We start from the raw sequence: 24877 nt of genomic DNA, 5'->3' as shown, positions 1-24877 counted from the left end.
GTAAACATACCGCAGGTAGGAGCAGCGATGCCATCGACAGCCCCCAGCCCCACCAGGGTCGACGGTTCGGCGCAGAGTTCGCCGGTCTTCGCGCCGTTCACGCTCCCGAATGGCTCGATGATCCCGAACCGTTTGGCGAAGGCCGCCATGGAGGAGAACATGGCCGCATCCGGTCAACTCCCCGACGAGTCCCTGTTCCGGCTCTATCGGCGCTGGAGCGGAGGCGGAGCCGGCCTGATCATCACCGGCAACGTCATGGTCCACGCCGAGGCGCTCACCGGGCCGGGCGGCGTCGTCCTCGACGCGGACTCGCCGCTGGAACCGTTCCGTCAGTGGGCTGTTGCCGCGAAGAGCGGTGGCGCGCGGGTGTGGATGCAGATCAACCATCCGGGCAGGCAGGTGCGCGCGGAAATGCCCGGCGTCGCCTGGGCACCATCGGCGATCCGTGTCGATGTCGGTAAGAACAGCAAGCGGTTCGCAGATCCGGTCGAGATGAGCGCGCAGCAGATCGAGGAGACCGTGGCGCGCTTCGCCGAGACGGCTCGCCGAGCCGCGGCGGCCGGGTTCGACGGCGTCGAGATCCACGCCGCGCACGGCTACCTGTTGTCGCAGTTCCTCTCGCCGCTGGCCAATCGGCGCACCGATCAGTGGGGCGGCAGCCTGGAGAACAGGGCCCGGCTGCTGCTCGACATCGTTCGTGCGGTGCGGGCGGCGGTCGCTCCGGCGTTCGCCGTTGCGGTCAAGCTCAACTCGGCCGACTTCCAGCGCGGCGGCTTCGATGCCGACGACGCCGCGACCGTGATCGCGATGCTGGCCCCGCTCGGCGTCGACGTCGTCGAACTCTCCGGGGGCAGCTACGAGGCGCCCGCCATGACCGGGCAGGCCAGTGACCAGCGGACCCGATCTCGTGAGGCGTACTTCCTCTCCCTCGCCGAAGAGCTGGCGACGACCAGTCCGCTGCCGCTGATGCTGACCGGGGGTGTAGTCCGGCTACCGGTGGCCGAGGAGATCCTGGCCGGCGGCATCGATCTCGTCGGCATGGGCAGCGCGCTGGCCGTCGATCCCGACCTGCCGAACCGGTGGCGCCAGGACACCGGCGCCAAGGTCGAGCTGGCACCCGTGCAAATCGAAGACAAGGCCGTCGCGTCGGCCGCGAGCATGGCCCGTGTGCGGCAACAGCTTCGCCGCCTCGGCGCCGACCGGCGCACGCGCCCCGGAATCAACCCCAAGGTCGCTCTCCTCAAGGAGACCTTGCTCCAGCGGCGCGCACTACGCCGCTACCGCACCTGGCTGAACAGCCGTGCCGCGTGAACTGGCAGCGAGCATCGCGCGCGTCACCGAACCGGGCCACATCCGCCGAAAACGACACGGCCGCCGCAATTTCTCAGAACGAGAGCGTTGCGACGAGCGTGTGAACCTAAGTGCCGAGTTGGGGCGCATTCGGGGTCGGTCAGGTGGACTTGCTGATGGGGCGGATCGCCGTCGTGACGTGACCAGCGCGTATGGGCCGCAGGTTGGCGGATTACGTCACTGGAAATCGGGTACGTATCCGCCGCAGTCTTTTGAACCGCGTGATGGTTTCCAGAGAACCAGATACCGGCAGGGCCGGAACTGATGGGGAAGCCGCCAATCTATTCGTATGCAGCCGATCGCGAGCAAGACCGAGCCACGAGAGGGGAAAGCCATGATACCCGTTTCAATCGATAGAATGGTAAGCCCGAGGCACGTCACTTTTCGCGCACCTGCGATCATGCCCGATAATTCGGTAGTAGATAATGCGGTGGTAGATATTTACGCCGGCTGGTTTCGGGTGGATTTTGCAGTCGGCGACGAGGACGACCCTGATTTTGATGACATCAAGACATTTCTTCCTCTGGACGGCAGCCGGAATGTGCGGAGATATGTCGGGAGTGAGAAATTCGCGTTCGCCGTGTCGGCAGCGCCGTCAGGCTACTCATGCACTGCGGACGCTGACGATGACCCCTCGACCACGGCGCTGAATTCAGCGTCCGTGGCGCTGGAAACGCAATCAATTGCCATGATCGCCGGAACTCCGTCGATGTTAGTGCTGCGGGCGAAAATAGCAGCTCAACGGTCTACCATTTTCACTTTCACATATAATGTAACAGTTGCGGGGCCTCACACAGATGTCGTTGACGTGACCCTACCGGCTGGCACCAAACCCTCGTAACCTCTTTCCATAGGCGCCGCCGTTCGGCTCGACCGGCTGCGAGGCTGGCGGGTCGGCATCGAGCGACGGCGTGAAAGATCCGTTGCTGTCGCCGCGCCACTCGGCGAGGAACGCTGCCCAGATCTGAGCAGCCTCTCGGAAGGCGGGCCGCACAGTGGCGGTTCGGGGTTCGCTTGGGTGCAAACCGCAGGTCGCGAGCGATTGTCGAAAGTTGTCCTCGAACTGCAGTTCAGGTTCATAAACGCAGCAGATAAGGGTTCGAGTCCCCTCAGCTCTAGTCGAACAAAAGGGCAGGTCCGGAAACTTTCGAGACCTGCCCTTCGTGGTTGTTGTACCTCTCGGAAGCTTGGTTGACGACAGTTCAGATCACGGTGTCGTCGGCTGAGCCGAACGGGGGGTCCATCGCATCCAGCGCGTCGCGCTTCGCTGCGTCGATCGCATTCAGGTAGATCCCGGTCGTCACGTGCCACTCCAGGCCGCGAGCTTCACCACGGCGCGGTCCCACCGCCGGCCCACCGCCCACAACGCGTGGACGCGGTGCTCCTCGGCCGCCTCGAAGTAGACGCGGGCGCGGCTTCTTCTGTTGTGCGCGGGTCAGGCGCAGGCGCGATTCAGTTCGTCGGTGTAGGGGGCGAGTTCTGTGACGTTGTCATCGATCAGCGCTTGGGCGTAGGCCGTGATGGCGTCCCTTTCGGCTCCTTGGGTGAAATCGGCCAGACCGGTCAGCCGCTCGGACAGGGCTGTCGCCGTCGCTGGGTCCAGAGTGCCGCCGCTTGTATCGATCGCGATGTTGATCAGCTCGATAGCCTTGGCGCAGCTGGGGGACGAAGCGTGCGCGGGTGTGGCCGGAAGGAAGAGTAGAGCGGCGGCGGCCGCAGAGAGCACCGCGGCGATGGACAACGACTTGATCATGGTTCCCCTAGGGTGTGGGTAAAGGACTCTCGCGCACGCAGAGGCGGCAACCAGCCCTTCAGGTGCGCGAGCGTTTCATATTATGCCCACCTCCCTCCTGAGAGAGGTGTGTGGACCGAGTCCACCGCCCCGGCCGGACCCACTTGGTGTAGCCGGGCTGCTCGAGCAGGTCATCGAGGTAGTGCGGTAGCTCGCCGCATCCTGTGCCATGGCTCGGACGCGAATGTCACAAGCGCGCGGTGCATTTCGTCTCCTCGATGAGGCGGGCTACCCCGCGAGCCGAAGTAAGGATCGCGAAATGCTCGATAGGAAGGAACTCACCGCGAGCGGGGGAGTCGGCGGCGCACTGCGGGCCGCAGGGACGCCTCGGTTAGGCCGAATCGCAGCCGCTCAGCGCGCAGTGTCGGGTGGAGGCAGCGCGTGGATGGCCAGAACGGCCGTGTCGTCTTCCAACCCGGATCCGAAGGAGCCGAGCAGTTCTCGGAGCGCTTCGACGGTGCGGGAGGCCGTGACCGGAGCGAGGGCGCGCACGAATTCGACGAGGGCTCGGTCGCTGTAGCGACCACCGTTCGCGGTGGTGCGAGCTTCGGTGAGTCCGTCGGTGTAGAGAAGCAGTGTTTCCCCGGCCTCGAGCCGGACGCTTCTGGTGACGATCTGGGCGTGCGGGATCGCCCCGATGAGTTGACCGCCCCGGGTGTGCAACTCCTGCACATTGCCGTCGGGATGTAAGAGCAGTGCCGGGGGGTGCCCGCCGCCGGCGAGGGTGATGTCGCAGCCTCCGCGGTGGGGAGTGGGTGTGATCAGTCCGAAGATGATCGTGCAGAACCGTCGGTTGTGGTCGTGGTCCCGCTCGATGAGGGTGGTGTTGAGCGTGTCGAGTACTGCGGCCGGATCGCGGGTGTAGGCGGTGGCGGTGCGCAGTGTGTAGCGGGCCACTGAAGTGAGTACCGCGGCGGGGGCGCCTTTGCCGCAGACGTCGCCGAGGAACATTCCCCAGGTGTCGCCGTCGATGGGGAACAGATCGTAGAAGTCGCCGCCGACCTCGTCGGCTGAGGCGATGTGGTAGTGCGCGGCGACCTCGAGGCCGGGGACCTCGGGCAGTTGGGGTGGTAGCAGTGTGGCCTGCAGAGTCGCGTTCAGGCGTTGGAGGCGCTCGCGTTCCTGCTCGGCTTCGCGCCGTGCCCGTAGCAGTTCGGTCTCGTAGGCGCGGCGTTCGCGGGCGTCGAAGACTGTGGTGCGGATCAGTAGCGGCTGTCCCTGGCTGCCGGTTTTGACCTGGGAGGTCACCAGCACGGGTAGTCGGCGACCGTCGGTGGTCTTCATTTCCAAGGCGATGCCGCGGACTTCGCCCTGCATGCGGAGCAGGGGAGCGAAGTGGGTCTCGTGATAGAGCCGGCCACCCACGGTGAGCAGCTCGGAGAATCGTTTGCGGCCGACCAGTTCTTCGCGCCGGTAACCCAGCCAGTCGAGCAGCGTGGCATTCACCTTGGCGATGCGGCCGTCGAGCGAGGTGGAGAGGTATCCGCAGGGTGCGTGCTCGTACAGGTCCTCGACGCTGTCTTCGAGGAGTGCGGCGAACGCCGCGTGGTCGTCCGGCTCGGCTCCGAGGCCACAGCCGGCGTCGCGGTCGTCCGCTGCGCTCGTCATCCGGTCCCGCGGGCGAAGGCGGCGATGGCGGCGGCGGTCTCCGCCGGAGCGCTGAGCTGGGGGCAGTGGCCGGTCGCCGTGAGGGTCACCAGTCTGCTGCCGGGGATCTGCTCGTGGACGAAGGCTCCGACCTCGAGTGGGGCGATAGCGTCATCGGAGCATTGCAGAACCAGCGTGGGCACGCCCACCGCGCCGAGGTCGGCCCGGTTGTCGGAGAGGAACGTGACGCGGGCGAAGACGCGCGCTATCTCCGGGTCGGTGCGGCAGAAACTGTTGGTGAGTTCCTCGGCCAGCTCCGGGCGGTCCGGGTTGCCCATGATGACCGGCGCCATCGCACCCGACCAGCCCAGATAGTTCGCATCGAGTGCCTCGAGGAGTTCCTCGATGTCGGCGGCGCTGAAACCGCCCCGGTATCCGGTGGAGGGATCGTCGATGAAGCACGGCGAGGGCGCCAGCAGCACCAGTCCGGCGAACGCGGCGGGCTCGCGCGCGGCGGCGAGCACTCCCATCGTCGCGCTCACCGAGTGTCCGACGAAGACGACTGGGCCCAGCTCCAGTTCGCGAAGAACCGCCAGCACGTCCTCGACGTAGCCGTCCATGCTGGAGTACCGCTGCGGGGTCCACGCCGACAGATCCGAGCGGCCCGCGCCCACGTGATCGAACAGCACGACGGTGAAATCCCGCTCCAGGGTCGGCACCACCAGCCGCCACATCTGCTGGTCGCATCCGAATCCGTGGGCGAGTACCACCACCGGCGCACCGGTCTTGCCGCTCACGCTCACATGGTTCCGGCTCAGTAACTCCACATAGACACCCTCGCAGAAATCGGGCGCGAATGCCCGCCCCCGACCGTTCCGGCTGCTGAGGGCACGGGTCCGCTGCGGCCCCCGATCAGGGGCGGACCAGAACCTCGAGGGCTTCGCGGGTGTCCATGGCTCGGTAACCATCGGCGATGGCGTCGAGCCCGATTTCCCGGTCGAACACCTTGCCCGGTTCCCCACCCGGCCGTCGGACGGCTCGACCTCGAGTTCGAAGCCATGGAGTTCCCCGCCCACCCCGGTCTCACCCTCGTCGTCTACACCGCACCCGCCGACTCGCCCGCCGCCGACGGTCTCAAACTCCTCGCCACCTGGGCAGCTACCCGCGACCACCCGGCCCCCATACGCGAGTGAACACCCGAGATGCTCGCCTCCGGGGCCTGCCGCCGTCGCTTTCCGTGACGCCAGGCTGACGACCTAGCGCTGGTCGTCGGCAGTTGCGATCAGCGATCAGCCCGATACCGGGATCGAGCGTGGTTTTCGCGCAGCCGTGGGTATCCGGTCGATGTTCTGCGAGCGGCCCGCGCCGCGTTATCTGTATGGAGAAGCAGCATGGCTCACACGAATTTTTCCGACACCGCAGGGCGGATCGCCCAGAACGGCGTCTTCGAGCGATTCGCCCGCGCGGGCTTCGTCATGTCCGGCATCGTGCATCTGCTGATCGGCTACATCGCCATCCGCCTCGCACTCGGTGGCGGGGGCGGCAACGCCGATCAGTCCGGCGCCATGGCGGAACTGGCCGACAAACCGGGCGGTGCCGTCACGCTCTGGGTGGCTGTGGTCGCCTTCCTGCTGTTGGCGCTGTGGCGGCTGGTGGAGGCGATCCTGGGCAGTTCGTCCAAGCCCTATTCCGACAGCAAGAAGTCCGAAGCGTTCGACCGCGTGAAAGCGTTTTCGCTGTTCGCGGTCTATCTCGCGTTGGCATTCACCGCATTCCGTTTCGCACAGGGCAGCGGACAGTCGAGTAGCAGCCAGAGTGTCGGGCTCACCGCACGCCTGATGCAGCACACGGCGGGAACGATCGCGCTCGTCGTGGGTGGACTGATCATCATCGCTGTCGGCGGCTACCACGTGTACAAAGGAGCGAGCCAGAACTTCCTCGACGATCTGCACGGGACCCCGAGCGCCTCCGTGCGGCGGCTGGGCACCGTGGGATATGTCGCGAAAGGACTGGCGGTCGCCGCGGTCGGGTTACTGGTGATCCTCGCCGCGACCCGATCCGATCCGAACAAGTCCGCCGGCCTCGACGGCGCCTTGAAGACGCTCGGCGCGCAACCGTTCGGCGTGGCTCTGCTGCTCGTCGCCGGGCTGGGCATCATCACCTACGGGCTCTACAGTTTCGTCATGGCCCGCAACGCGAAGATGTAGGGCCCACCGGTCAGCGCGCCGCGGTCAGCAGCCTGGGTTGCCGCCAGAGTTCGTCGAGTTCCTCCGGGAGTTCCGGGACGGATCGGCCGTAGGATGCGGCCAGCTCGCTCGAACTGAAGCCACGCACCGACCAGCCGCGCTCGGTCAGCCACTGCGCTGGATCGGCCCGCTCGTCGTCGTAGAACAGCTCGGCCGGGTCGACATCGCCGAACGGGCTGAAGTTGCCGAAATACTTCGACTCGATGCTCGTGAGGCGTTTGACGTCGACGCCGGTCACGAAGCTCTCCACGGCGAGCCGGCTGCCCGGTGCGGACAATTCGTCGATGTGCTCGAACAACTTGTCCTGCGCCGCACCCGGAAGGTAGGGCAGGAGCCCCTCGGCCGACCATGCGGTGGGTTCGCCAGGGTCGAACCCCGCGCCGCGGAGGGCTGCGGGCCAGTCCGCACGCAGGTCGACGGCCACCGTGCGCCGATCGGCTTTCGGTCGCGCACCGTTCTCGGTGAGCACCTTCTCCTTGAATTCCAGCACTTTGGGCTGATCGATCTCGAACACCGTGGTACCCGCGGGCCAGTCGAGGCGATACGCCCGCGCATCCAGTCCCGCGGCCACGATCACGGCTTGCCGGACTCCGTCCGCCGCGGCCGCCGAGAAGAACTCGTCGAAGAATCTCGTCCGCACACCCATGAATCCGGGGACCAGCGGTATGTCGGCGAGCGGGGAAGGATCTGCCAGCAGCCCGATGAAATGGGAATGACCCGAGGCCGCGACGAAAAGCGGCGCGTAGTCGTCTTGGATCAGAGGATCGGGAGAGGTCGCTTCCAGCGCCCGGAACGTCGCGACCCCGAGCGCGGTCAGTCCCACGCTACTGACGATGTCCCACATGTCTCCATCAGTTCGCATATCCGCTGCACCTACCGATCGCATCGACAGACTTTGAACCCGACAATCGAGCCGGTGGGCTGCTCAGCCCACCACGGCGGTCTCGTGCTCCAGCACTTCGCTGGCCGCGCGTTCGCCCGAGCGGATGGCCCCGTCGATCCAGCCGCACATGACCGCGGAACTCTCGGTGCCCGCCCAATGGATGCGGCCGCACGGCTCACGCAGCGCATGGCCGAATTGGGTGAGCACCCCGGTGGGCGCGTGGCTGAGCATTCCCCCTCCGGAATAGCGCTCGGCGCTCCAGTTCTGCTCGATGTAGTCGACGGGGGAGCCTGCCTTCCGGCCGAATCGCTCGACGAGCGCGCCGAGAACAGCGCCTCGGCGCTCCGCGTCGTCGAGCCGGCCCACCTGCCGCGCGATGGGGCCCTCGATGATCACGCACAGCACGCCCGGTCGCCCGGTATCCGTGCACGCGTCGATAGTGATCGTCGCCGGTGAGCCAGGGGCGGCCGACTGGCCCGACAGCCCGTCGGCGCGCCAGAACGGTTCGTCGTAGACGACGGAGGTCTTGATGATCGAGCCGCTCGGCATCCGCTGGTGCAGGAACGAGCGATCGACGGGCAACATCGGCTTGTAGGAGATCTTGTCGGCGATCGCCAGCGGAACCGCGACTATCGCGCGCCGGGCGCGCACCGTCAGATCCTCCGCGCGAACCCGCACCCCGTCGGCGTCCTGATGGATGCACCGGACCGGCTGCGAGAGGTGGATCGAATCCCCGAGTTCGGCCGCCATCGGCCGGTAGATCGCGCCCATTCCCCCGACCGGCCGGGCATCCTGGGCTGCGTCCTTGACGCCCAGAACGAAGCTCGGCCCGCCACCCGACGCCATCTGGTACAGCACGAAAAGCAACGAGACTTCCGAAGCCGCGGAGGTGTAGCAGCCGGCTATGGCCGTCTCGAGCAAATCGTGAGCGGGCTTGGAGAGGAGATTGCTTTCCAGCCAGTGCGCCAGACTGACCTGATCCCACTTGTCGGCCTTCTTCGCTGCCCACGGCGCTTCCAGGGGAACCGACTTGCACATATGTCCCAGCTCCAGGAACACCGCACCGAGGTTCATCGCCGCCCAAGGGCTCATGGTCCAGGGAATCGTGCCCGTGTAGCGGTGTTGTTTGCCGTCGACCACCATCATTGCTTCGCCGTCGGTGTACTGCTTGTAACTCGGTACCCCGAATTCGGTCATCAATGCCTGGATCCGGTCCTGACCCGGCCCGATCCAGGCGCCGCCCCGATCGATCCACGACCCGTCCTCCCGCACTTCGGTGAACGTGCGCCCGCCGAGCCGGTCCCTGGCTTCCAGCAGTGCGACGGATCGACCCATTTGTTTCAGCCGCAGCGCGGCCGTCAATCCCGCGAATCCCCCGCCGATTACGCAAAAGTCGACGTCTGTCATAGCGTGCCGTCCTGTCGTGTTGCAGTACCGCGCACGGCCGCCGTGCGACCCGCGCTCGATCGGGCGCACCCTCGACACAGCGGGTGCGGACAACCTTCGATCAGGTCTACGCGTCGAATCTTCAGCAATTCTATAGCGAACACCGTTTCCCGGGCATCTCCTGCCGTTTCCGGTACGCGCGGCCGGCAAGCTGCCTAGGCTCACGAAGCTTGTTGCCGACTGCCTGGAGCTCCTCCGATGACGATGTCCCCGTCCTCCGCGCACAGCCGTGCACCGCATGGTTCGCCGATCGACACCGCCGGCCCGCGGATTCCGCTGTACTCAACGGAATTCGCGGCGGATCCGCACAGCGCCTATCGGCGGATGCGGGCCCGGTACGGATCGCTGGCGCCGGTGGAGCTGGCGCCGGGCGTACCGGCCACCCTGGTGATCGGCTACCACAACGCCGTGCGGATCGTGAACGATCCCGACCACTTTCCGGCCGACCCGCGCACATGGCAGCAGAACATCGCCGCCGACTGCCCGGTGCTGCCGATGATGCAGTGGCGGCCGAACGCGTTGCGGAATGCCGGAGCCGAGCATGCCCGCTATCGACAAGCCAACGTCGCGGGTCTGGAGAAGGTCGATCTCTACGGCCTGCGCGACACCGTCGCGCAGCTGGCGGTACCGCTGATCAACTCGTTCTGCGCGGACGGAACCGCGGATGTGGTGCGCCAGTACGCCTTTCCGCTCGCGTTCGCGGTGCTGAACGCCTTGCTGGGTTGTCCGGCCGAGATCGCGCAGCGCGCCGCGACCGGCATGGCCGCGATCTTCGAGGGTGTCGAGGCGGAACGCGGGAACAAGATGCTCATCGATTCGCTCGGGGAGCTGACGCTGCTGAAACGGGCCGAACCCGGCGACGACATCGCGAGTCGGATGCTCGCGCACCCGGCCGGGCTGAGCGACACCGAGATGGTGCATCAGCTCGGCACGCTGTACGGCGCGGGCATCGAGCCGCAGCAGAATCTGATCGTCAACACTCTGCTGCTGATTCTCACCGACGAGCGGTTCGGCGGCAGTGTGCTGGGCGGCAGCCTGTCGACCCGGGACGCGCTGGACGAGGTGCTGTTCAACGATCCGCCGATGGCGAACTTCTGCTTCAGCTTCCCGAAGCAGCCGATCCTGATCGACGACGTCTGGTTGCCCGCCCACCAGCCGGTGGTGATCAGCATCGCCGCGTGCAACACCGATCCCGCGATCAGCACCGACCAGTACGCGGGTAATCGTGCCCATCTCGCCTTCGGCGGCGGGCCGCACGTGTGCCCCGCGAATTCACTGGCCTACCTGATCGCCCAGGACGCCATCGACCAGCTGCTCGACGCGCTGCCGGAGCTGCGCCTCGCGGTACCGGCCGACGAGCTGGCTTGGCGCCCTGGTCCGTTTCACCGGGCGCTGACCGCCCTGCCGGTCGTCTTTCCGGAGTCGCCGCCGCTGCTGCTGCCGTAGTGCGCGGACGGTCGTTCCGGCGGCTGGAAGTAAAGGGCGGAGCCCACTTCAATGACTCGAACTTGAAAGTTCGGGTAGGCGAACATTAACCTCGGTATATGAAGGTTCGGCTCCACCGTTCGCTCGCCCTGTCTCCGCGCCGATGGGCGGCGGCAATCGCCGTGGCCGCGTTGGCATTCACGCTCACCGCCTGCGCAGGCAGCGGGGCCGGACCCAACGAACGGCCGGTGGTGCTCACCACGTTCACGGTGCTGGCGGACATCGCGAGGAACGTGGCCGGGGAGCATCTGACCGTGGAGTCGATCACCAAGGCGGGTGCGGAGATCCACGGCTACGAGCCCACGCCCGGCGACATCAAGAAAGCGTCCAAGGCCGACCTGATCGTGGACAACGGCTTGAACCTGGAGGCGTGGTTCGCCCAGTTCGTCTCCGACGTGCGGGTGCCACACGTCGTGGTCAGCGAGGGCGTGGCCCCGATGCCGATCCGCGAGGACGCCTACCAGGGCAAACCGAACCCGCACGCGTGGATGTCGCCGCAGAACGCGCAGATCTACGTCGACAACATGGTGCGCGCGTTCAGCGATCTCGCACCCGGCCACGCGGCCGACTTCCGTGCCAACGGGGAGCGGTACAAGACCGAACTGCGCCAGGTGCAGGACGAACTGACCCGCACGTTGAACGCGCTGCCGCCGAACGAGCGAGCCTTGGTGACCTGCGAGGGCGCCTTCTCCTACCTGGCACGCGACGCCGGTCTCACCGAGAAGTACATCTGGGCGGTCAATGCCGAGCAGCAGGCCACTCCCCAGCAGATCGCGTCGGCCATCGACTTCGTCCGCCAACAGCGGGTGCCCGCGGTGTTCTGCGAGTCCACGGTGTCGGACGCGCCGATGCGCCGGGTGGTCGAGGCCACCGGCGCGGCGTTCGGGGGCGTGCTGTACGTAGATTCGCTGTCGGAAGCCGACGGGCCGGTACCGACCTACCTGGCCCTGCTCCGGCACGACGCGCAGACCATCGGCACCGCGCTGACGGGTCGCAGGCCGTGAACGCGCCCGCGATCGAGGTGCGGGGGGTCACCGTCCACTACGGCGAGGCGCCCGCGCTCGAGGATGTCGATCTGACCGTGCACTCGGGCCGGGTCTGCGGTCTCATCGGGATGAACGGTTCCGGTAAGTCGACGCTGTTCAAGACGATTATGGGCCTCGTCGCGCCCGACCGGGGCACGGTCCGGATCAACGGCGGCGCACCCGTGGCGGCGCGCCGGGCGGGCATCCTCGGCTATGTCCCGCAGAGCGAGGACGTCGATTGGAGCTTCCCGCTCTCGGTGCGCGACGTGGTGATGACCGGCCGATACGGCCGGCTCGGCTTCACCCGCCGTGCCCGCAAGGCCGATCGCGACGCCGTCGCGCACGCCTTGGAACGCGTGGAACTGACCGACCTGGCCGACCGGCAGATCGGCCAGTTGTCCGGCGGCCAGAAGAAACGCGCTTTCCTCGCGCGCGGACTGGCACAGGGCGCGACCGTCCTGCTGCTCGACGAACCGTTCGCGGGCGTCGACAAACGGTCGGAGGCCACGATCACGGCGCTGCTGCGTGAACTCGCCGCCGACGGCGCCACGATCCTGGTGTCGACGCACGATCTGCAGGCCTTGCCCGGCCTGGCCGACGAGGCGGTGTTGCTGATGCGCACGGTGCTGGCCCACGGCGAACCCGACGTGGTCCTGCGGCCGGAGAACCTGGCCAGGGCGTTCGGCCTGGATGTGATGAACCGGGTGTGAACCCCGGCCGAGTGTGAGACAGGCGTATGAGCTTGACCGAAATCTTCGTCGACCCCCTGCGTTACGAGTTCATGGTGCGGGCGCTGGCCACCACCGTGACCGCGGCGCTGGTGTGCGCGGTGCTGTCGTGCTGGCTGGTGCTGATCGGGTGGTCGCTGATGGGGGACGCCGTCTCGCACGCCGTGCTGCCCGGTGTGGTGCTGGCCTACATCGTCGGGCTGCCGTTCGCGGTGGGCGCCATCGTGTTCGGGTTCCTGGCGGTGGCGCTGATCGGCCTGGTCCGCGACACCAGCCGGATCAAGGAGGACGCCGCCATCGGCATCGTCTTCACGACATTGTTCGCGTTCGGCCTGGTGCTGGTGTCCGTGACGCCCAGCCAGACCGACCTCAACCACATCGTGTTCGGCAACCTGCTCGGTGTCAGCCGTTCCGAATTGGTCCAGGTCGTGATCCTGGCCGCGATCACCCTCGCCGCGCTCGTTCTCAAACGCCGCGACTTCACCCTCTACGCCTTCGACCCCACTCACGCGCACGCGATCGGGCTCAGTCCTCGGCTGCTCGGCACGGCGCTGCTGGGCCTGCTGGCGCTCACCGCCGTGGTCGCTCTGCAAGCGGTCGGCGTCGTCCTCGTGGTGGCCATGTTGATCATCCCGGGTGCGACGGCCTACCTGCTCACCGACCGGTTCGGCCGGATGCTGATCATCGCCCCCGCGGTCTCGGTGACCTGCGCGGTGACGGGCCTGTACCTGAGCTATCACCTCGACACGGCTCCGGGCGGCATGGTCGTCGTCGTCCAAGGGCTGGTCTTCACGGCCGTGTACCTGTTCGCGCCCGGTCAAGGCGTGATCGGGCGGCGGATCGCCGCGGCACGCCGAGCGAAGAAGGCAGGCTCGGTGAGCGTTCGAGGGTGACGGCGCGGGTGTACCGGCAATCGGTGTGAATCCTTCGGGGATATCCGGCCCTCTCATAGTTGTGCCGGCAAACGGGTCGGCACAACTTCGAGGAGGTCGTCGTGATCATTGCCGCCATTGCCGTCGCCGCCGTGCTGGTCGGCTGGTGTAGCTTGACCCTGCTTCGCCGCTGGAGCCGCTCCCGTGACTGACCGAACCTGGCCTGACGAGAAGTTGGTCACCGCCGCCCGAGAAGGCGACGCGGCGGCGATCACCGCGCTGGTATCGGGCTCCTACCCGCATGTGCGCCGGTTCGCCCACACACTGTGCGCCTCCGCCGAAGACGCGGAGGACGCCGCACAGGAAGCGCTGATCGTGCTCTATCGCAAGATCGGGACGTTGCGAGCCTCCGGCGCGCTGGCCTCGTGGATGTTCCGCATCGTCCGCAACGAGTGCCTGCGGCAGTGGCGGACGATGACACGGCGACCCGAACCGAAGCCGGAGTCCGCCGTCGCGTCGGCCGAGGACGAGGCCGTGCAGCGGCTCGAAGCAGGCCGGGTGGCGGCGGTGATCGCCGCGCTGCCCGCCGACCAGCGGCGGGTGCTGATCATGCGCGACGTTCAGGGCTACAGCGGCCGGATGGTCGCGGGCACGCTCGGCCTCAGCGTCGCGGCGATGAAGTCACGGCTGCACCGCGCACGGGCGACGGTCCAGCACGAACTGCGGAACACACCGCACCCCACTCCGGAAAGGAGCGCACAGTGACCGACGATCGGAGCTTCGCCAGCGCTTCGGTGCCCCGGCACCTGGTACGCGGCGTCGTGGGATTCGGCGCGCTGATCGGCGCGATCGCGTTCATGCCGGTATTCGGGGCGTTCAGCTTGCTGCTCGCGCCCGCCGGCCTGCTCGCCCTGCGCGGGTGCCCGACGTGCTGGGCGATCGGACTGATGCAGACCGTCTCGCGGGGCCGGCTGCAGCGTTCGTGTGACGACGGGCAGTGCCGACTGACCGGTGCCGGAGACGTTCGATCCGCACACGGCGCCGGCCGATCGGGCGACCGGCTCGGCCGGTAGCCCGGCGGGGCCAGCCGTCGCGCACGCGTCGGCGGCTGGCCCGACCGGCTGTTTCAGGAGCGAGTGGCGATCGAGTCACACGTCGCCGACCAGGAGCCGGTACCGGCGCTCCAGCCCGTCGAGCAGCGATTCCAGGCCGACTTCGAAGGCATCCCGATCGATCCGTTGCTGCCGCTCGGCCAGCAGGTGCGCCTCGTTCAGGTGGGGATACGCGTCGGCGTACACCGCGACATCGGAGGGGAAGCCCGCGGCGAACGATCCCAGTGATGCTCCGGTGAGGAAATATCGCATGGTCGTGCCGACCGTGGTGGCTTCGCGGCGCGGCCAGCCCGCCGCGACGAGGCCGCCGAAGACCGCGTCGGCCATGCGCAATGCGTTGGGTCGATGACGGGGGCCGCCGGCCAGGGCGGGAACGATGTGCGGGTGCGCGGCCATCGCGGTCCGGTAGGAGCGTGCCCAATCACGCACCGATGAGCGCCAGTCCGGATTCTCGGCCGAGAGTTCGGCGAACATCGAGATGTCCACCTCACCCAGCACGGCGTCGACCACGGCATCGATGAGGTCGTCCTTGGTGCGCACGTGGTTGTACAGCGACGGTCCCTGCACGCCCAGCTCGGTGGCCAGTCGCCGCGTGGAGACGGCGGCCAGGCCCTCGGCGTCGACGAGGGCGAGCGCGGTCTCGATGATGCGGTCGCGGGTCAGTAGCGGCCGCCGCGGTCGGGCCATGGCGTCTCCTTCTCGGTCCCTCGCATTCTCGCAGCCCGCACCGGCCGTTCTCGATGCGCGATGTCGTGCTGCGCCTGTCGAGCATGTGCCGGATGGTCGATGATGTTGTCTCGTGGTGGATTACATGACGGTCTTCGACCGAGTCCGGGGGTCACTACTGGGTGGGGCGGTCGGTGACGCGCTCGGGTGGCCTATCGAATTCCTGCGGCTGGACCAGATTCGCGGGCGATATGGCGCCGACGGGGTGACGGGCTTCCTGCCTTCGCGTGACAAGGATGCGCCGCAGCAGATCACCGATGACACCCAGATGACGCTGTTCACCGCCGAAGCGCTGCTGCGTTCGGCGCCGGGCGCCGACCCGGTGCGGGCGGTGCACCGAGCGTATCTGCGCTGGTTGCACACTCAGCTGCAGGAAGAGCCCGCGGCCGAGGTCGACGGCTGGCTGGCGAGCCTGCCGTTTCTCTACGCGGTGCGTGCACCGGGAAACGCGTGCATGTCCGGACTGAAACGGCAAGCGCGGGAGTACCTCCCGCCGCGCCCGCTCGGGGCAGCCGGTCGGGTGAACCCCGAGTCGAAGGGATGCGGCACGGTCATGCGGTCCGCACCGTTCGGGCTGATCGGCGCGGGACCCGAGCGCGCGTTCACCATGTCCGCGCGGGCAGCGCAGTTGACCCACGGGCATCCCACCGGATACCTCGCCGCCGGTGCGTTCGCGGCGCTGGTCGATCGGGTGATCGGCGGAACCGAACTCTCGATCGCGGTGCGGGAGACGATCGCTCAACTCACCGATTTTGCCGCGAGTGCGGAAACCGTGGCGGCACTGACCCGAGCCGTCGAGCTGTCCGAGCAGGCGGTCTCCGCCGAACAGGTCGAGTCGGTCGGCGAAGGGTGGATCGCCGAGGAATGCCTGGCCATCGCGGTGTACTGCGCCCTGCACGCGGCCCGGACCGGCGACGTGCGCGCGGCGCTGCTGCTGTCGGTGAACCATTCCGGCGACTCGGACTCCACGGGTGCGGTGGCAGGCAATCTGATCGGCGCCGTCCACGGGGTCTCCGGATTGCCGCAGGAGTGGGCGGCCGCGGTCGAGGGGCGCGACGTGCTGGTTCAGGTCGCCGACGATCTGGTCATGAATTTCGGGCTCGGCGACCGTTCCGGGCTCGCCGCCCGCTATCCCGCCGACGAGGGTTTCTGAGGTCACTCCGGCGCTCGTCGGCACACGTCGAGTACACAGTTGCGCAGCCATCGGTGAGCCGGGTCCGCGTGGAGCCGGACGTGCCACAGCAACGACACCGTCACCTCGGGAGCGCGGAAGGGCAGGGCGAACGAGTGCATGCCCTGCCGCAGGCTCGTGGTGTGCCGCTGTGGGACCGTCGCGACCAGGTCCGAGGCCCGTGCCAGCGCTATGGCGGCGCCGAAGCCGTCCACGACCGTCACGACGTCGCGTCGGTGGCCGGTGGGGTGCAGAGCTTCATCGACCAGACCCTCGTCCAGACTCCGCCGTGAGATGTTCACATGCCGTGCGGAGGCATAGCGGGCCGTCGTGACCGCACCGGTGGTGAACGGATGCTCGCCGCGCACCACCCCGATGAACCGGTCGGTGAACAGCGGTGTGCTCGCGATGTCCGGGGGCAGCTCGCGCTCGATGACTCCGGTCTCCAGGTCGACACTGCCATCGCGCAGCGGCCCCGTGTCCTTCTTCGTCTTCTGCACGAACCGCAGTCGCACGCCGGGAGCGGCGCGGCCCACCTCGGCCACCAGTTCCGGGCCGAACCGCTCCACGAACCCGTCGCTGCTGCGCACGGTGAACGCCCGCGCCAGCCCGGCCAGGTCCAGCTTCTCGGCCGGTCGAAGCACCTCCTCGGCCTCTCGGACCAGGCCGCGCACGCGGTCGCGCAGTTCCACCGCGCGCGGTGTGGGCACCAGCCCGCGCCCGGCCCGCACGAGCAGCGGGTCACCGGTGGCCCGGCGCAGCCGCGCGAGTTGGCGGCTCATCGCCGACGGACTGAGCGCGAGCCGTTCGCTCGCCCGGGTCACGCTGCCCTCCTCGAGCAGCACATCCAAGGTGACCAGCAAGTTCAGATCGGGCCGCGCCATGCTCACACCCTCGCACAGAACCGTCGTGGCATGGCGTTCGGTGCACAAACAACTTTCCATTTGTGCGCCTTCCGCCATGTGAGAACCGGACCTACCGTCCACTACGACACCCATGACGGAAGAGGTCATCGTCTTGAAACCAGCGGAATTGCTCGTGCGGACATCACCCGCGCGCCGTCCACCCTCGTCCTGGAGCTTGCTCGCGGCGGCACTGTCGATGCTGCTGCCCTCGCTGAGCATCAGCATCGCCAACGTCGCGCTGCCGACCATGGCGGCGACGTTCGATGCGGCCTTCCACGAGGTCCAGTGGGTCGTGATCGCCTATCTGCTCACCACCACGACACTGATCGTCGGCGCGGGCCGGCTCGGTGACATCGCCGGTAGACGACGCTTACTGCTCGTCGGCATCAGCCTGTTCACGATCGCGACCCTGCTCTGTGGTCTCGCCCCGAATCTCGCCTTTCTCGTCGCCGCCCGCGGCCTGCAAGGAGCGGGCGCCGCGTGCATGATGGCGCTGACCATGGCCTTCGTCGGCGATATCGTCCCGAAGGAGCGCACCGGCAGCGCCATGGGCCTGCTCGGGACGATGTCGGCGGTCGGCACCGCGCTGGGGCCCTCGATCGGCGGAATCCTCATCACGGCCTTCGGCTGGCGGGCGATCTTCCTCGTCGTCGTGCCGCTCGGGCTGCTCACGCTCGCGCTCTCGGCCCGTGCGCTGCCCGCTTCCGCGCCCGAACCGAACGCTGCGCCACCGCGTTTCGATGTTCTCGGCACGTTGCTGCTGGCCGTCACCCTCGGCGCCTACGCGCTGGCCATGACGATCGAGGGGACATCGTTCGGCCCACTCGGCATCGGGTTGCTCGGTATTTCCGCGGCGTGCCTCGCGCTGTTCGTCATCGCGGAGCGTCGCGTCTCGTCCCCGCTGCTCACCCTCGCGATGTTTCGAGATCCCGTCCTGGCCGCGGGCCTGACCACGAGCGCACTGGTCTCGACCGTCGTGATGACCACCCTCGTCGTGGGCCCCTTCCACCTCTCCCGTGCTTTGCATCTCGATCCGGCCCTCGTCGGCCTGGTGATGTCGGCCGGTCCGGTCGTGTCCGCGCTCACCGGTGTGCCCGCGGGGCGCGCCGCCGATCGCTTCGGGGTCGGGACCATGGTCATCGTCGGGCTCGGCGGCGTCATCGGCGGCACCACTGCGCTCGCGGTGCTGCCCACGTCCGCAGGGGTCATCGGATACGTTCTACCGCTGGTGATCACGACTTCCGGCTACGCGCTGTTCCAAGCGGCCAACAACACGGCGGTCATGAAAGATGTCGCCCCGCGGCAACGCGGCTTGGTTTCCGGCATGCTGAACCTGTCGCGCAACTTGGGACTCATCACCGGCGCGTCGGTCATGGGAGCGGTCTTCGCTTTTGCCGCGGGCTCGGGCGATGTCACCACCGCCACACCGGAGCAGGTGGCGCGGGGGACGCACGGAACCTTCGCCGTCGCAGCGCTTCTCGTCGCCCTCGGACTGGCGACCGTCCTGGCGCCGCGGATGCGACGATCCCGCTTCCGGCCGCTTGCGGCGGAAACTCCTGCGGTTCCTCGCGATCACGGCAGTAGCTGACGAACCAGGGCGTCGACGGCCCAGTCCTCCCAATCCCGGCTGCTCCAGCCCCGGTGGTGGACGAGTAGGTGGTAGGTCTCGGGCGCGAGGACAACCAAGGCGATATCGGCGGCGCGGTCGGGGTCGATCCCTTCGCGCAGTGGGGTTTTGGCGGCGAGCGCCGTGCCGAGGCGGTGCTGCACGGTGTGCCGCTGGGCGATATTGGTCTGCCACAGTTCGGCCAGCTCCGCGTCGATCGCCGCGGCCGAGCGGACGGTCTCCAGCAGGGGAGTGACCCGGGCCAGGATCGTCCCCGCCGCTGCCACCTGGAGCCGGATCTGGTCGAGCGGAGGCGCGGCGACGGCCTCGGCGAACCACGGCCGGTCGAGCGTGGCGACGGGCTCGGTGTCGCCGGCGATTTCGACATCGAGCAGCTCCGCCAGGATGGCGCGCTTGGTGGCGAACGTGAAATACAAGGTTTGCACGGCCATCCCGGCTTCTTCGGCGATGGCCTTCATGGTGGTCGCGGTGTAGCCGCGGGTGGTGAACAGTTCCCGCGCCGCACCCAGCATGCGAGCCCGGTTGGCCGAGGTCCGGGCCGCGCGCACTCCGGTGTTCTTCGACATGGAGCACATGCTACTTGACTAAAGCGCAGCTCTAATGAAACCTTTCACTAGGCCAATGCTCTAGTGAAAGGTTGTCTGATGGGCGGTACAGGGCGATTGCGGCTGCTGTTGATCACCGTGGTGGAGTTGGTGATCTTCCTGGACACGACGGTGTTGAACGTCGCGCTCCCGGAGATCGGCAGACACTTCCACCTGGGTGAAGCCGGGCTGGGCTGGGTGACGAACGCCTATCTGCTCGCGTTCGGCGGATTCATGCTGTTGGGCGGGCGCGCGGCGGACCTGTACGGACCGCGCCGCATGTTCGGCGTGGGGTTGGCGGTGTTCACCGTCGCCTCCGCCGTGGCCGGATTCGCGGGCACGGCGTGGCTGCTGATCGCTGCGCGGGCCGTGCAGGGCATCGGTGCGGCCGTGGTGATTCCGGCGCAGCTGGCGCTGCTGACCACGGCGTTCACCGATCCGGCCGCGCGGCGCCGGGCGTTCGGAGTGTGGAGCGCGATGGGCGCCGCGGGTGCGGCGATCGGCACCGCGGTGGGCGGCCCGCTGACCGACGGTTTCGGTTGGCCGTCGATCTTCCTGATCAACCTGCCCGTCGGGCTGCTCGCGCTGGCGTTGCTGCGCGCACTGCCCGCGGACTCCACGAGCACGGGGGCGGCGGGAAGACTCGATGTGCCCGGCGCGCTCACCGGAACCGGCGCGCTGCTGATCATCGGATACTCGATCGGGGCGTGGGGCGATGCGGACACCCGGACGCTCGCCTCCGCGCTACTCGTCCTCGGTGCGGTCCTCTTCGCAGGCTTCCTGGTCATCGAGCTGCGCAGCCCGCACCCACTGATGCCGTTGCGGTTGTTCGCGATTCGTCAGGTGAGCGGTTCGTCGGCGGTGAACGCGCTCGTCGGCGCGGCGCACGTGCCCGCCTTCGCCCTGCTCGCGCTCTATCTGCAGAACACCCAGGGCTACAGTCCGACGGCGTCGGGGTTGGCGGTGCTGCCGGTGGCGGTGGTCAACATCGTCGTCTCTCGCACCTTCATCCCGTTCCTGCTCGCGAAGATCGGCCCCCGCGGTGTCCTGGCCACCGGAATGGCGCTGCAGACAGCGGCATTGACGTGGTTCGCCCGGTTGCCCGAACACACCTTCTACCTCGTCGACGTGCTGCCCGGAGCGATCGTTTTCGGCATCGGGTTACCGGCCGCGTTCGTGGGTGTCACTGTTCCGGCGGTCACGGCGGTGGACGAGGCGGATCGCGGCATCGCCGCAGGCGTCGTCAATACGGCGCAGCGGGTCGGCTCCGGGATCGGCGTCACGGCCGTGCTCCTGCTGGCGCAGACGGTGACCGAAAGGGCAGGCAGCACTTCGGTCGACGGAATCCGAGCGGGCTTCGCCGCCGCGGCCGCCTTGGCACTGCTCGGCTGCCTTCTCACGGTCCTGGTGCTACGCGTTCCGGCTACCGATGCAGGTGCCGAAGCCGAACCGCGCGCCGACGCCTTGGCCGAGGAGGCGAAGTGAGCGCAGACCTTCGATCACGCGCCGAGCGCGGCGGCCAGGTGCGGCCAGGAATCGTGCAGGTCGGTCTCGAATTGCCCCCACGTGTGCGAGCCCTCCGAGCGGTTGACGTGAATCGCCGGTAGTCCGAGCTGCTCGAGGCGATCGGCGAAGGCCGCCGTGCAGGAACTCGCGATCGCCTCGATCGGCGGGAAGGGCAGACCGCCTCGGTCGATCGGGCCCGGAGTGCCGGAAGCGGCCGACAGGTAGATGGTCTTCCCGGCCAGAGCGGCCGCGTTGGCGAAAGCGTCGTGCGCCCGCCAGATCGCGTCACCCGGTGATCCCCACATATTCGCCGGGTTGCCTCCGCCGCGGATGACCTGCGCGGAGACCATCGCCGCACCCGCGGCGTCCGCGGCCCAGGGGCACCCGCTGTAGGCCGCCACCGCGCCGTACACCTCGGGCGCCTGGATGGCGAGGTCGATCGCGGAGGCGGCGCTCATCGACACCCCGGCGATCGCGTTGCGCCCGGTCGTCCCGAGTTCGGTGTCGAGCGTGGCGGGCAGCTCGCGCGTGAGATAGGTCTGCCAGCGATTGCGCCCGACCGCCGGGTCGTCGGCGAGCCAGTCGGTGTACATGCTGTAGGCGCCGCCGACCGGCATCACGACGTTGACGCGTTTGTCGGCGAAGAACTCTCGGACATCGGTGTCGTCCCACCACGAGATCCCGTCGACCCCACCCCCGATCCCGGTGAGCAGATACAGCGTGGGGGCGGGGCCACCGCCCGCCGCCCGGATCACCCGATTGGTGACCACCCGGTCCATGGACGGCGAGTAGACATCGATCTGCGAGACCGAGCCGCCGAGCGGAACCTCCCCGACCACACGCGCACCCGCGGGTTCGGCTCCGGCAGGATGAACGAAAAGGGCGGACACCGCCACAGCGGTCGTCAGCGCGCTGACGAGCGCGCCCAAAAACTTAGAAGCACTCACTATTCCGTTGTACCCACCCCGGAGCGCCGTACGCCGCCCGCCGACGCGAATTCGGTTGCTGCGGGGGAATTCCGGGCGCTGCTCGACCTAGTCGAGCACGCCCGGCTGCACCGGACGGTATGCGGCGGCCAGTGCGACGGCACCGATGGCGAGCATCAATCAACCGCCGGTGATCGGGAAATAGATGAGGGTCAATGGGATTCCGATCGCGATCAAGCACCAGCCCACGTGGGCCGGGACGCGGCCGGTGGCGGCGAGCGCGTTGCGGGTGAGGGCGCCGATGGACAGCATCGCTATGCCGCACATCATGAACCACACGCTGGCATCGCGGGCGAAGTAGCTGGGATCGGTGGTGTCGGACGCGGTCGCCAGGAATCCTCCGGCCGCGATGCCGGACCAGTCGTTGGGCTGGATGAACGCGTACCCGAAATGGATTGCCGCCGCGGCGAAGATCAGGCGGGGGACCCAGGGGCCGAGCGCGGGCATCAGTTCTCCTTCCGGTTCGCCATCCGCAGCACCAAGGCGTAGATATCGGCAATGTCCTCGGCGGGCAGCGGAGGAACGACCTGTTGTGCGCCGACCTGAGCGAGGTAGAGCAGGCGCGCCAGTAGTCGGCTCTCGTCGTCGTTGTCGGCGATGTCGCGCAACAGTGACTCGAGATATTCGACCCGTCTGCGGTCCACGTGCTGCTGGATCCGATTGACCTGCGGGTCTTGCATCGCCCAGGCGCGCATGGCGATTTCCACCGCGTTGTCCGCGTCCTGACCTGCGAGCACAAGTTCGGTCAGCCGGGCCAGCCGGTCGGCCGCGGGGATGTCGCGCTGCTCTTCGGTCAGGCCGCTCGATGGCTCGGAGTGCTGCCCGCGTGACTGCTCAGGTCCCGGCCGCCTCGCCGTGGGAACCGCAGGACTCCGGCCGCCCACAGGGCGACGCCGATGTACAGCGCCTGTTCCGGGATGCGTGCCCACAGCGGTGTCGCGGGCGCGCCGTTGAACGGCACGTCGGAGACGGCCACGTAGATGTTGGCGGGCAGCATCACCACGAACAGGGCGGCGAGCCCGAGCCCTGCGGGCCGGCGCGTCCTAGCGAGGAACAGGCCCACCGCGCCGAGCAGTTCCAGGACGCCGGTCAGGTAGATCATCGGTCCGGGAAACGGGACGAACGGCGGCACCATCGGGAGGAAATCGGCGTGGGTCGGAGCGGGGGATCCGGCGAACGCCTCGGGAAGGAAATGCGTGGTGCCGGTCATGATCAGCATGACGCCGAGGGCGTAGGCGCCGCAGGTGGGCCAGGCATCGAACCGGCGCGCGCCGAGCGCGCCCGCCGTGCGCAGCAGCAACAGGGTGGTCAGCAGAACGACGAGGGTTTCCATCATGCCTCCGTGGCGAGGGTCCGGTCGGGCGCCGGTTTCGTGGTGAGTCGGACGAGCAGGTAGAGCAGGACGCCGATCGGCGCGAACAGGATGGTGAGCACGAGCAGCGGGCTGATCAGCAGAGGTGACCGGCCGCGCGCCCGGCTGTCCTGGAAGATCCAGCGTCCGAGGAACAGGTCGAAGGCCACGAAGTGGGCCCACGCCGCCGCTGCCCCGGACTCCTGGCCGAGCACTTCGCGCAGCCCGGACAGTTCCGGGTCCACGAGCGCCGCGGCGAACGAGCCGAGCTCGGGCGCGACCAGCGCCGCGTAGATGATCAGGGGCGGTAGGCAGATGAGCGGTGACGCGATGATCGCACCGGTCCGCTGCCACCGCGGCGCCAGGATCATCAGTGCCCAGAACGGCGCGGCGAACCAGAAGGTGAGGTCGAACAGCAATTCCGTCATCGGCTCGCCCCGACCGGGAGTCCGTTCATCGCAACGTTTTTCGGGCGCATTGCCGCCGCTGTGGACACGGCTGCGCCGAGCGCGACGGCGGCGAGGACCAGCAGGGTCGCCGCATCGGGGTGGACCACCGACTGGCCGCGCAGCGCCTGCCAGGTCAGCACCGCGAGCAGCGCGGCGTAGGTCGCCGCGGCGATCACGACGAGTCGTCGCCTGGTGGCTGCCGACCGCAGGGCCGGCATCCGTCGCGACCCGTACTCGAGGGCGAGCAGCAGCAGCGGAAGCACCTGCAGCGCATGCATTCCGATGAAATGCGGAATGCGCAGATCGCCTCCGGCGGTACTCCAACCCAGAACGGGCAGCCCGGGCCCGCCGTCGGGAAGCCCGACGGTGTGGGCGCCGCTGATCGGCCCGCCCTCCGCGCGCTGTTCGGGCGTTGCCGGCACCATCAGCATTCCGAGCGCGGCGCCCGCGAGTGACAGCACGGTGCCCAAGCGGATCGCGACATTGCGGGCGGGGTCGGTGACCGGGTCGACGAACAACGCGGCCGACGCGATCAAGGTGGCGACCCAGACCACCACGATCGAGGACCCCATGATCTGCCACAGCGCCGCGTTCAACGGCGTCGTGAAATTGAAGTGACTGGTCGTGCCCCGCGCGATCTGGGTGGTGATGACGACCAGTTCGAGCGCCAGGCCGAGCGCCGCGACCGTGCCCGCCCACCAGGCGATTCGGCGCCAGCGAGTGAGCTGGGCGATCAGCCAGGCCCATGTGACGGCGTAGATCAGGACCGACAGGGCGAACTTGGCCGATTTCGCCCAGATCGGCAACCCGGTCAGGGTGCGGTCGTCGACGATCATGCCGCCGATCGACCAGACGACCAGCAGCGCCATGGCGACGGCGAGCAGCATCAGCGGGCGATGCCAGGACAGTGCGGGGAAGCGCTGGTGAAGGGTGGTCACTGCGTCGGACCTTTCGGAACTGGAAGTATCGATAGTTGTACTATCTACTCAAATTATGGATAGTCGTACTATCCACTGTCAAGGTGCCGTCCGAGCCCGAGGAGTCCG

The 24877-nt window shown here is 68.0% G+C and carries 26 protein-coding genes and 1 pseudogene; 13 read left to right on the top strand and 14 right to left on the bottom strand.

The genetic code is table 11. The features are described from left to right. The first annotated feature begins 27 nt into the window (after window positions 1-27). Window positions 28-1311, top strand: coding sequence for an oxidoreductase (locus ON19_RS22125; RefSeq protein ID WP_051169166.1), 1284 nt, complete (start codon window positions 28-30; stop codon window positions 1309-1311). Between the two features lie 439 nt (window positions 1312-1750). After that, window positions 1751-2191: a hypothetical protein gene (locus tag ON19_RS42085; RefSeq protein ID WP_157229781.1), complete on the top strand. Its 441-nt coding sequence runs from the start codon at window positions 1751-1753 to the stop codon at window positions 2189-2191. A gap of 594 nt (window positions 2192-2785) precedes the next feature. Here the strand turns inward: ON19_RS42085 and ON19_RS22120 are convergent. The 3 genes from ON19_RS22120 to ON19_RS22110 form a co-directional block, all read right to left on the bottom strand. Continuing rightward, on the bottom strand, window positions 2786-3103 hold the full coding sequence (locus ON19_RS22120) for a hypothetical protein (protein WP_043696096.1): 318 nt from the start codon (window positions 3101-3103) through the stop codon (window positions 2786-2788). A gap of 390 nt (window positions 3104-3493) precedes the next feature. Further along, the gene (locus tag ON19_RS22115; protein ID WP_043696094.1) at window positions 3494-4750 is read right to left on the bottom strand and encodes a PP2C family protein-serine/threonine phosphatase; all 1257 of its coding nucleotides are present in this window, start codon (window positions 4748-4750) and stop codon (window positions 3494-3496) included. Next, on the bottom strand, window positions 4747-5556 hold the full coding sequence (locus ON19_RS22110) for an alpha/beta fold hydrolase (RefSeq protein WP_043696091.1): 810 nt from the start codon (window positions 5554-5556) through the stop codon (window positions 4747-4749). Before ON19_RS22110 ends, ON19_RS22115 begins: the two co-directional genes overlap by 4 nt. Before the next feature lie 192 nt (window positions 5557-5748). On the opposite strand from ON19_RS22110, the pseudogene ON19_RS43915 reads away from it, so the two are divergent. Then, a pseudogene (locus ON19_RS43915) lies at window positions 5749-5922 on the top strand (MmyB family transcriptional regulator); the annotation flags it as partial. A gap of 198 nt (window positions 5923-6120) precedes the next feature. Continuing rightward, complete coding sequence (locus tag ON19_RS22105; protein ID WP_043696088.1) at window positions 6121-6936, top strand: DUF1206 domain-containing protein; 816 nt, start codon at window positions 6121-6123, stop codon at window positions 6934-6936. Window positions 6937-6946: 10 nt separating this feature from the next. Here the strand turns inward: ON19_RS22105 and ON19_RS22100 are convergent, their stop codons facing one another. Further along, window positions 6947-7837 carry a class I SAM-dependent methyltransferase gene (locus ON19_RS22100; protein WP_043696085.1) on the bottom strand — a complete coding sequence of 297 codons (891 nt, stop codon included), beginning with the start codon at window positions 7835-7837 and terminating at the stop codon, window positions 6947-6949. Between the two features lie 63 nt (window positions 7838-7900). Continuing rightward, the gene (locus ON19_RS22095) at window positions 7901-9265 is read right to left on the bottom strand and encodes a flavin monoamine oxidase family protein (RefSeq protein ID WP_043696391.1); all 1365 of its coding nucleotides are present in this window, start codon (window positions 9263-9265) and stop codon (window positions 7901-7903) included. Window positions 9266-9502: 237 nt separating this feature from the next. On the opposite strand from ON19_RS22095, the gene ON19_RS22090 reads away from it, so the two are divergent. From ON19_RS22090 to ON19_RS22065, 6 genes are all read left to right on the top strand, one after another. Continuing rightward, the gene (locus tag ON19_RS22090; protein WP_043696082.1) at window positions 9503-10750 is read left to right on the top strand and encodes a cytochrome P450; all 1248 of its coding nucleotides are present in this window, start codon (window positions 9503-9505) and stop codon (window positions 10748-10750) included. Between the two features lie 98 nt (window positions 10751-10848). Next, on the top strand, window positions 10849-11793 hold the full coding sequence (locus ON19_RS22085; RefSeq protein WP_083899544.1) for a metal ABC transporter substrate-binding protein: 945 nt from the start codon (window positions 10849-10851) through the stop codon (window positions 11791-11793). Beyond that, window positions 11790-12524: a metal ABC transporter ATP-binding protein gene (locus tag ON19_RS22080; protein ID WP_043696080.1), complete on the top strand. Its 735-nt coding sequence runs from the start codon at window positions 11790-11792 to the stop codon at window positions 12522-12524. Before ON19_RS22085 ends, ON19_RS22080 begins: the two co-directional genes overlap by 4 nt. A gap of 26 nt (window positions 12525-12550) precedes the next feature. Beyond that, the gene (locus ON19_RS22075; RefSeq protein ID WP_043696077.1) at window positions 12551-13435 is read left to right on the top strand and encodes a metal ABC transporter permease; all 885 of its coding nucleotides are present in this window, start codon (window positions 12551-12553) and stop codon (window positions 13433-13435) included. Between the two features lie 183 nt (window positions 13436-13618). Beyond that, entirely contained in the window at window positions 13619-14179 is a 561-nt protein-coding gene (locus tag ON19_RS22070) for an RNA polymerase sigma factor (RefSeq protein WP_043696074.1), read from the top strand. After that, window positions 14176-14487, top strand: coding sequence for a hypothetical protein (locus ON19_RS22065; protein WP_051169165.1), 312 nt, complete (start codon window positions 14176-14178; stop codon window positions 14485-14487). The genes ON19_RS22070 and ON19_RS22065 overlap by 4 nt, the downstream gene beginning before the upstream one ends. A 75-nt stretch (window positions 14488-14562) precedes the next feature. Here the strand turns inward: ON19_RS22065 and ON19_RS22060 are convergent, their stop codons facing one another. Next, window positions 14563-15213 (bottom strand): TetR/AcrR family transcriptional regulator, encoded by a 651-nt coding sequence (locus tag ON19_RS22060; protein WP_043696071.1) that lies wholly within the window; start codon window positions 15211-15213, stop codon window positions 14563-14565. A 124-nt stretch (window positions 15214-15337) separates the two neighbouring features. Between ON19_RS22060 and ON19_RS22055 the strand changes: the two genes are divergently transcribed. Then, window positions 15338-16405 carry an ADP-ribosylglycohydrolase family protein gene (locus tag ON19_RS22055; RefSeq protein ID WP_051169191.1) on the top strand — a complete coding sequence of 356 codons (1068 nt, stop codon included), beginning with the start codon at window positions 15338-15340 and terminating at the stop codon, window positions 16403-16405. 2 nt (window positions 16406-16407) lie between these two features. Here ON19_RS22055 and ON19_RS22050 read toward each other — a convergent pair whose 3' ends face one another. Beyond that, complete coding sequence (locus ON19_RS22050) at window positions 16408-17307, bottom strand: LysR family transcriptional regulator (protein WP_043696383.1); 900 nt, start codon at window positions 17305-17307, stop codon at window positions 16408-16410. Between the two features lie 112 nt (window positions 17308-17419). On the opposite strand from ON19_RS22050, the gene ON19_RS22045 reads away from it, so the two are divergent. Continuing rightward, the gene (locus ON19_RS22045) at window positions 17420-18916 is read left to right on the top strand and encodes an MFS transporter (RefSeq protein WP_083899543.1); all 1497 of its coding nucleotides are present in this window, start codon (window positions 17420-17422) and stop codon (window positions 18914-18916) included. Here ON19_RS22045 and ON19_RS22040 read toward each other — a convergent pair. Further along, on the bottom strand, window positions 18901-19521 hold the full coding sequence (locus ON19_RS22040) for a TetR/AcrR family transcriptional regulator (RefSeq protein ID WP_083899542.1): 621 nt from the start codon (window positions 19519-19521) through the stop codon (window positions 18901-18903). The two genes, ON19_RS22045 and ON19_RS22040, sit on opposite strands and share 16 nt — an antisense overlap. 78 nt (window positions 19522-19599) lie before the next feature. Between ON19_RS22040 and ON19_RS22035 the strand changes: the two genes are divergently transcribed. Next, the gene (locus ON19_RS22035) at window positions 19600-21024 is read left to right on the top strand and encodes an MFS transporter (protein WP_051169164.1); all 1425 of its coding nucleotides are present in this window, start codon (window positions 19600-19602) and stop codon (window positions 21022-21024) included. A 14-nt stretch (window positions 21025-21038) separates the two neighbouring features. On the opposite strand, the gene ON19_RS22030 is transcribed toward ON19_RS22035, so the two are convergent. The 6 genes from ON19_RS22030 to ON19_RS22005 form a co-directional block, all read right to left on the bottom strand. After that, window positions 21039-21992 carry an alpha/beta hydrolase gene (locus ON19_RS22030; protein ID WP_227954653.1) on the bottom strand — a complete coding sequence of 318 codons (954 nt, stop codon included), beginning with the start codon at window positions 21990-21992 and terminating at the stop codon, window positions 21039-21041. 159 nt (window positions 21993-22151) lie between these two features. Continuing rightward, window positions 22152-22478, bottom strand: a complete 327-nt coding sequence (locus ON19_RS22025; RefSeq protein WP_063709477.1) for a DUF6463 family protein — start codon at window positions 22476-22478, stop codon at window positions 22152-22154. Continuing rightward, entirely contained in the window at window positions 22478-22768 is a 291-nt protein-coding gene (locus ON19_RS22020) for a hypothetical protein (protein WP_051169162.1), read from the bottom strand. Before ON19_RS22020 ends, ON19_RS22025 begins: the two co-directional genes overlap by 1 nt. 56 nt (window positions 22769-22824) lie before the next feature. Further along, complete coding sequence (locus ON19_RS22015; RefSeq protein ID WP_174377718.1) at window positions 22825-23367, bottom strand: DoxX family protein; 543 nt, start codon at window positions 23365-23367, stop codon at window positions 22825-22827. Then, window positions 23364-23810: an ABA4-like family protein gene (locus ON19_RS22010; protein ID WP_043696063.1), complete on the bottom strand. Its 447-nt coding sequence runs from the start codon at window positions 23808-23810 to the stop codon at window positions 23364-23366. The genes ON19_RS22015 and ON19_RS22010 overlap by 4 nt, the downstream gene beginning before the upstream one ends. Beyond that, complete coding sequence (locus tag ON19_RS22005) at window positions 23807-24769, bottom strand: hypothetical protein (protein ID WP_083899541.1); 963 nt, start codon at window positions 24767-24769, stop codon at window positions 23807-23809. Before ON19_RS22005 ends, ON19_RS22010 begins: the two co-directional genes overlap by 4 nt. Between the last annotated feature and the right edge of the window lie 108 nt (window positions 24770-24877).

Origin of the sequence: Nocardia abscessus NBRC 100374, from assembly GCF_000308455.1 — a bacterium.
Classification (GTDB): domain Bacteria; phylum Actinomycetota; class Actinomycetes; order Mycobacteriales; family Mycobacteriaceae; genus Nocardia; species Nocardia abscessus.
The sequence above is the reverse complement of the archived record's forward strand: the minus strand, read 5'-3'. Positions and strand labels throughout refer to the sequence as shown.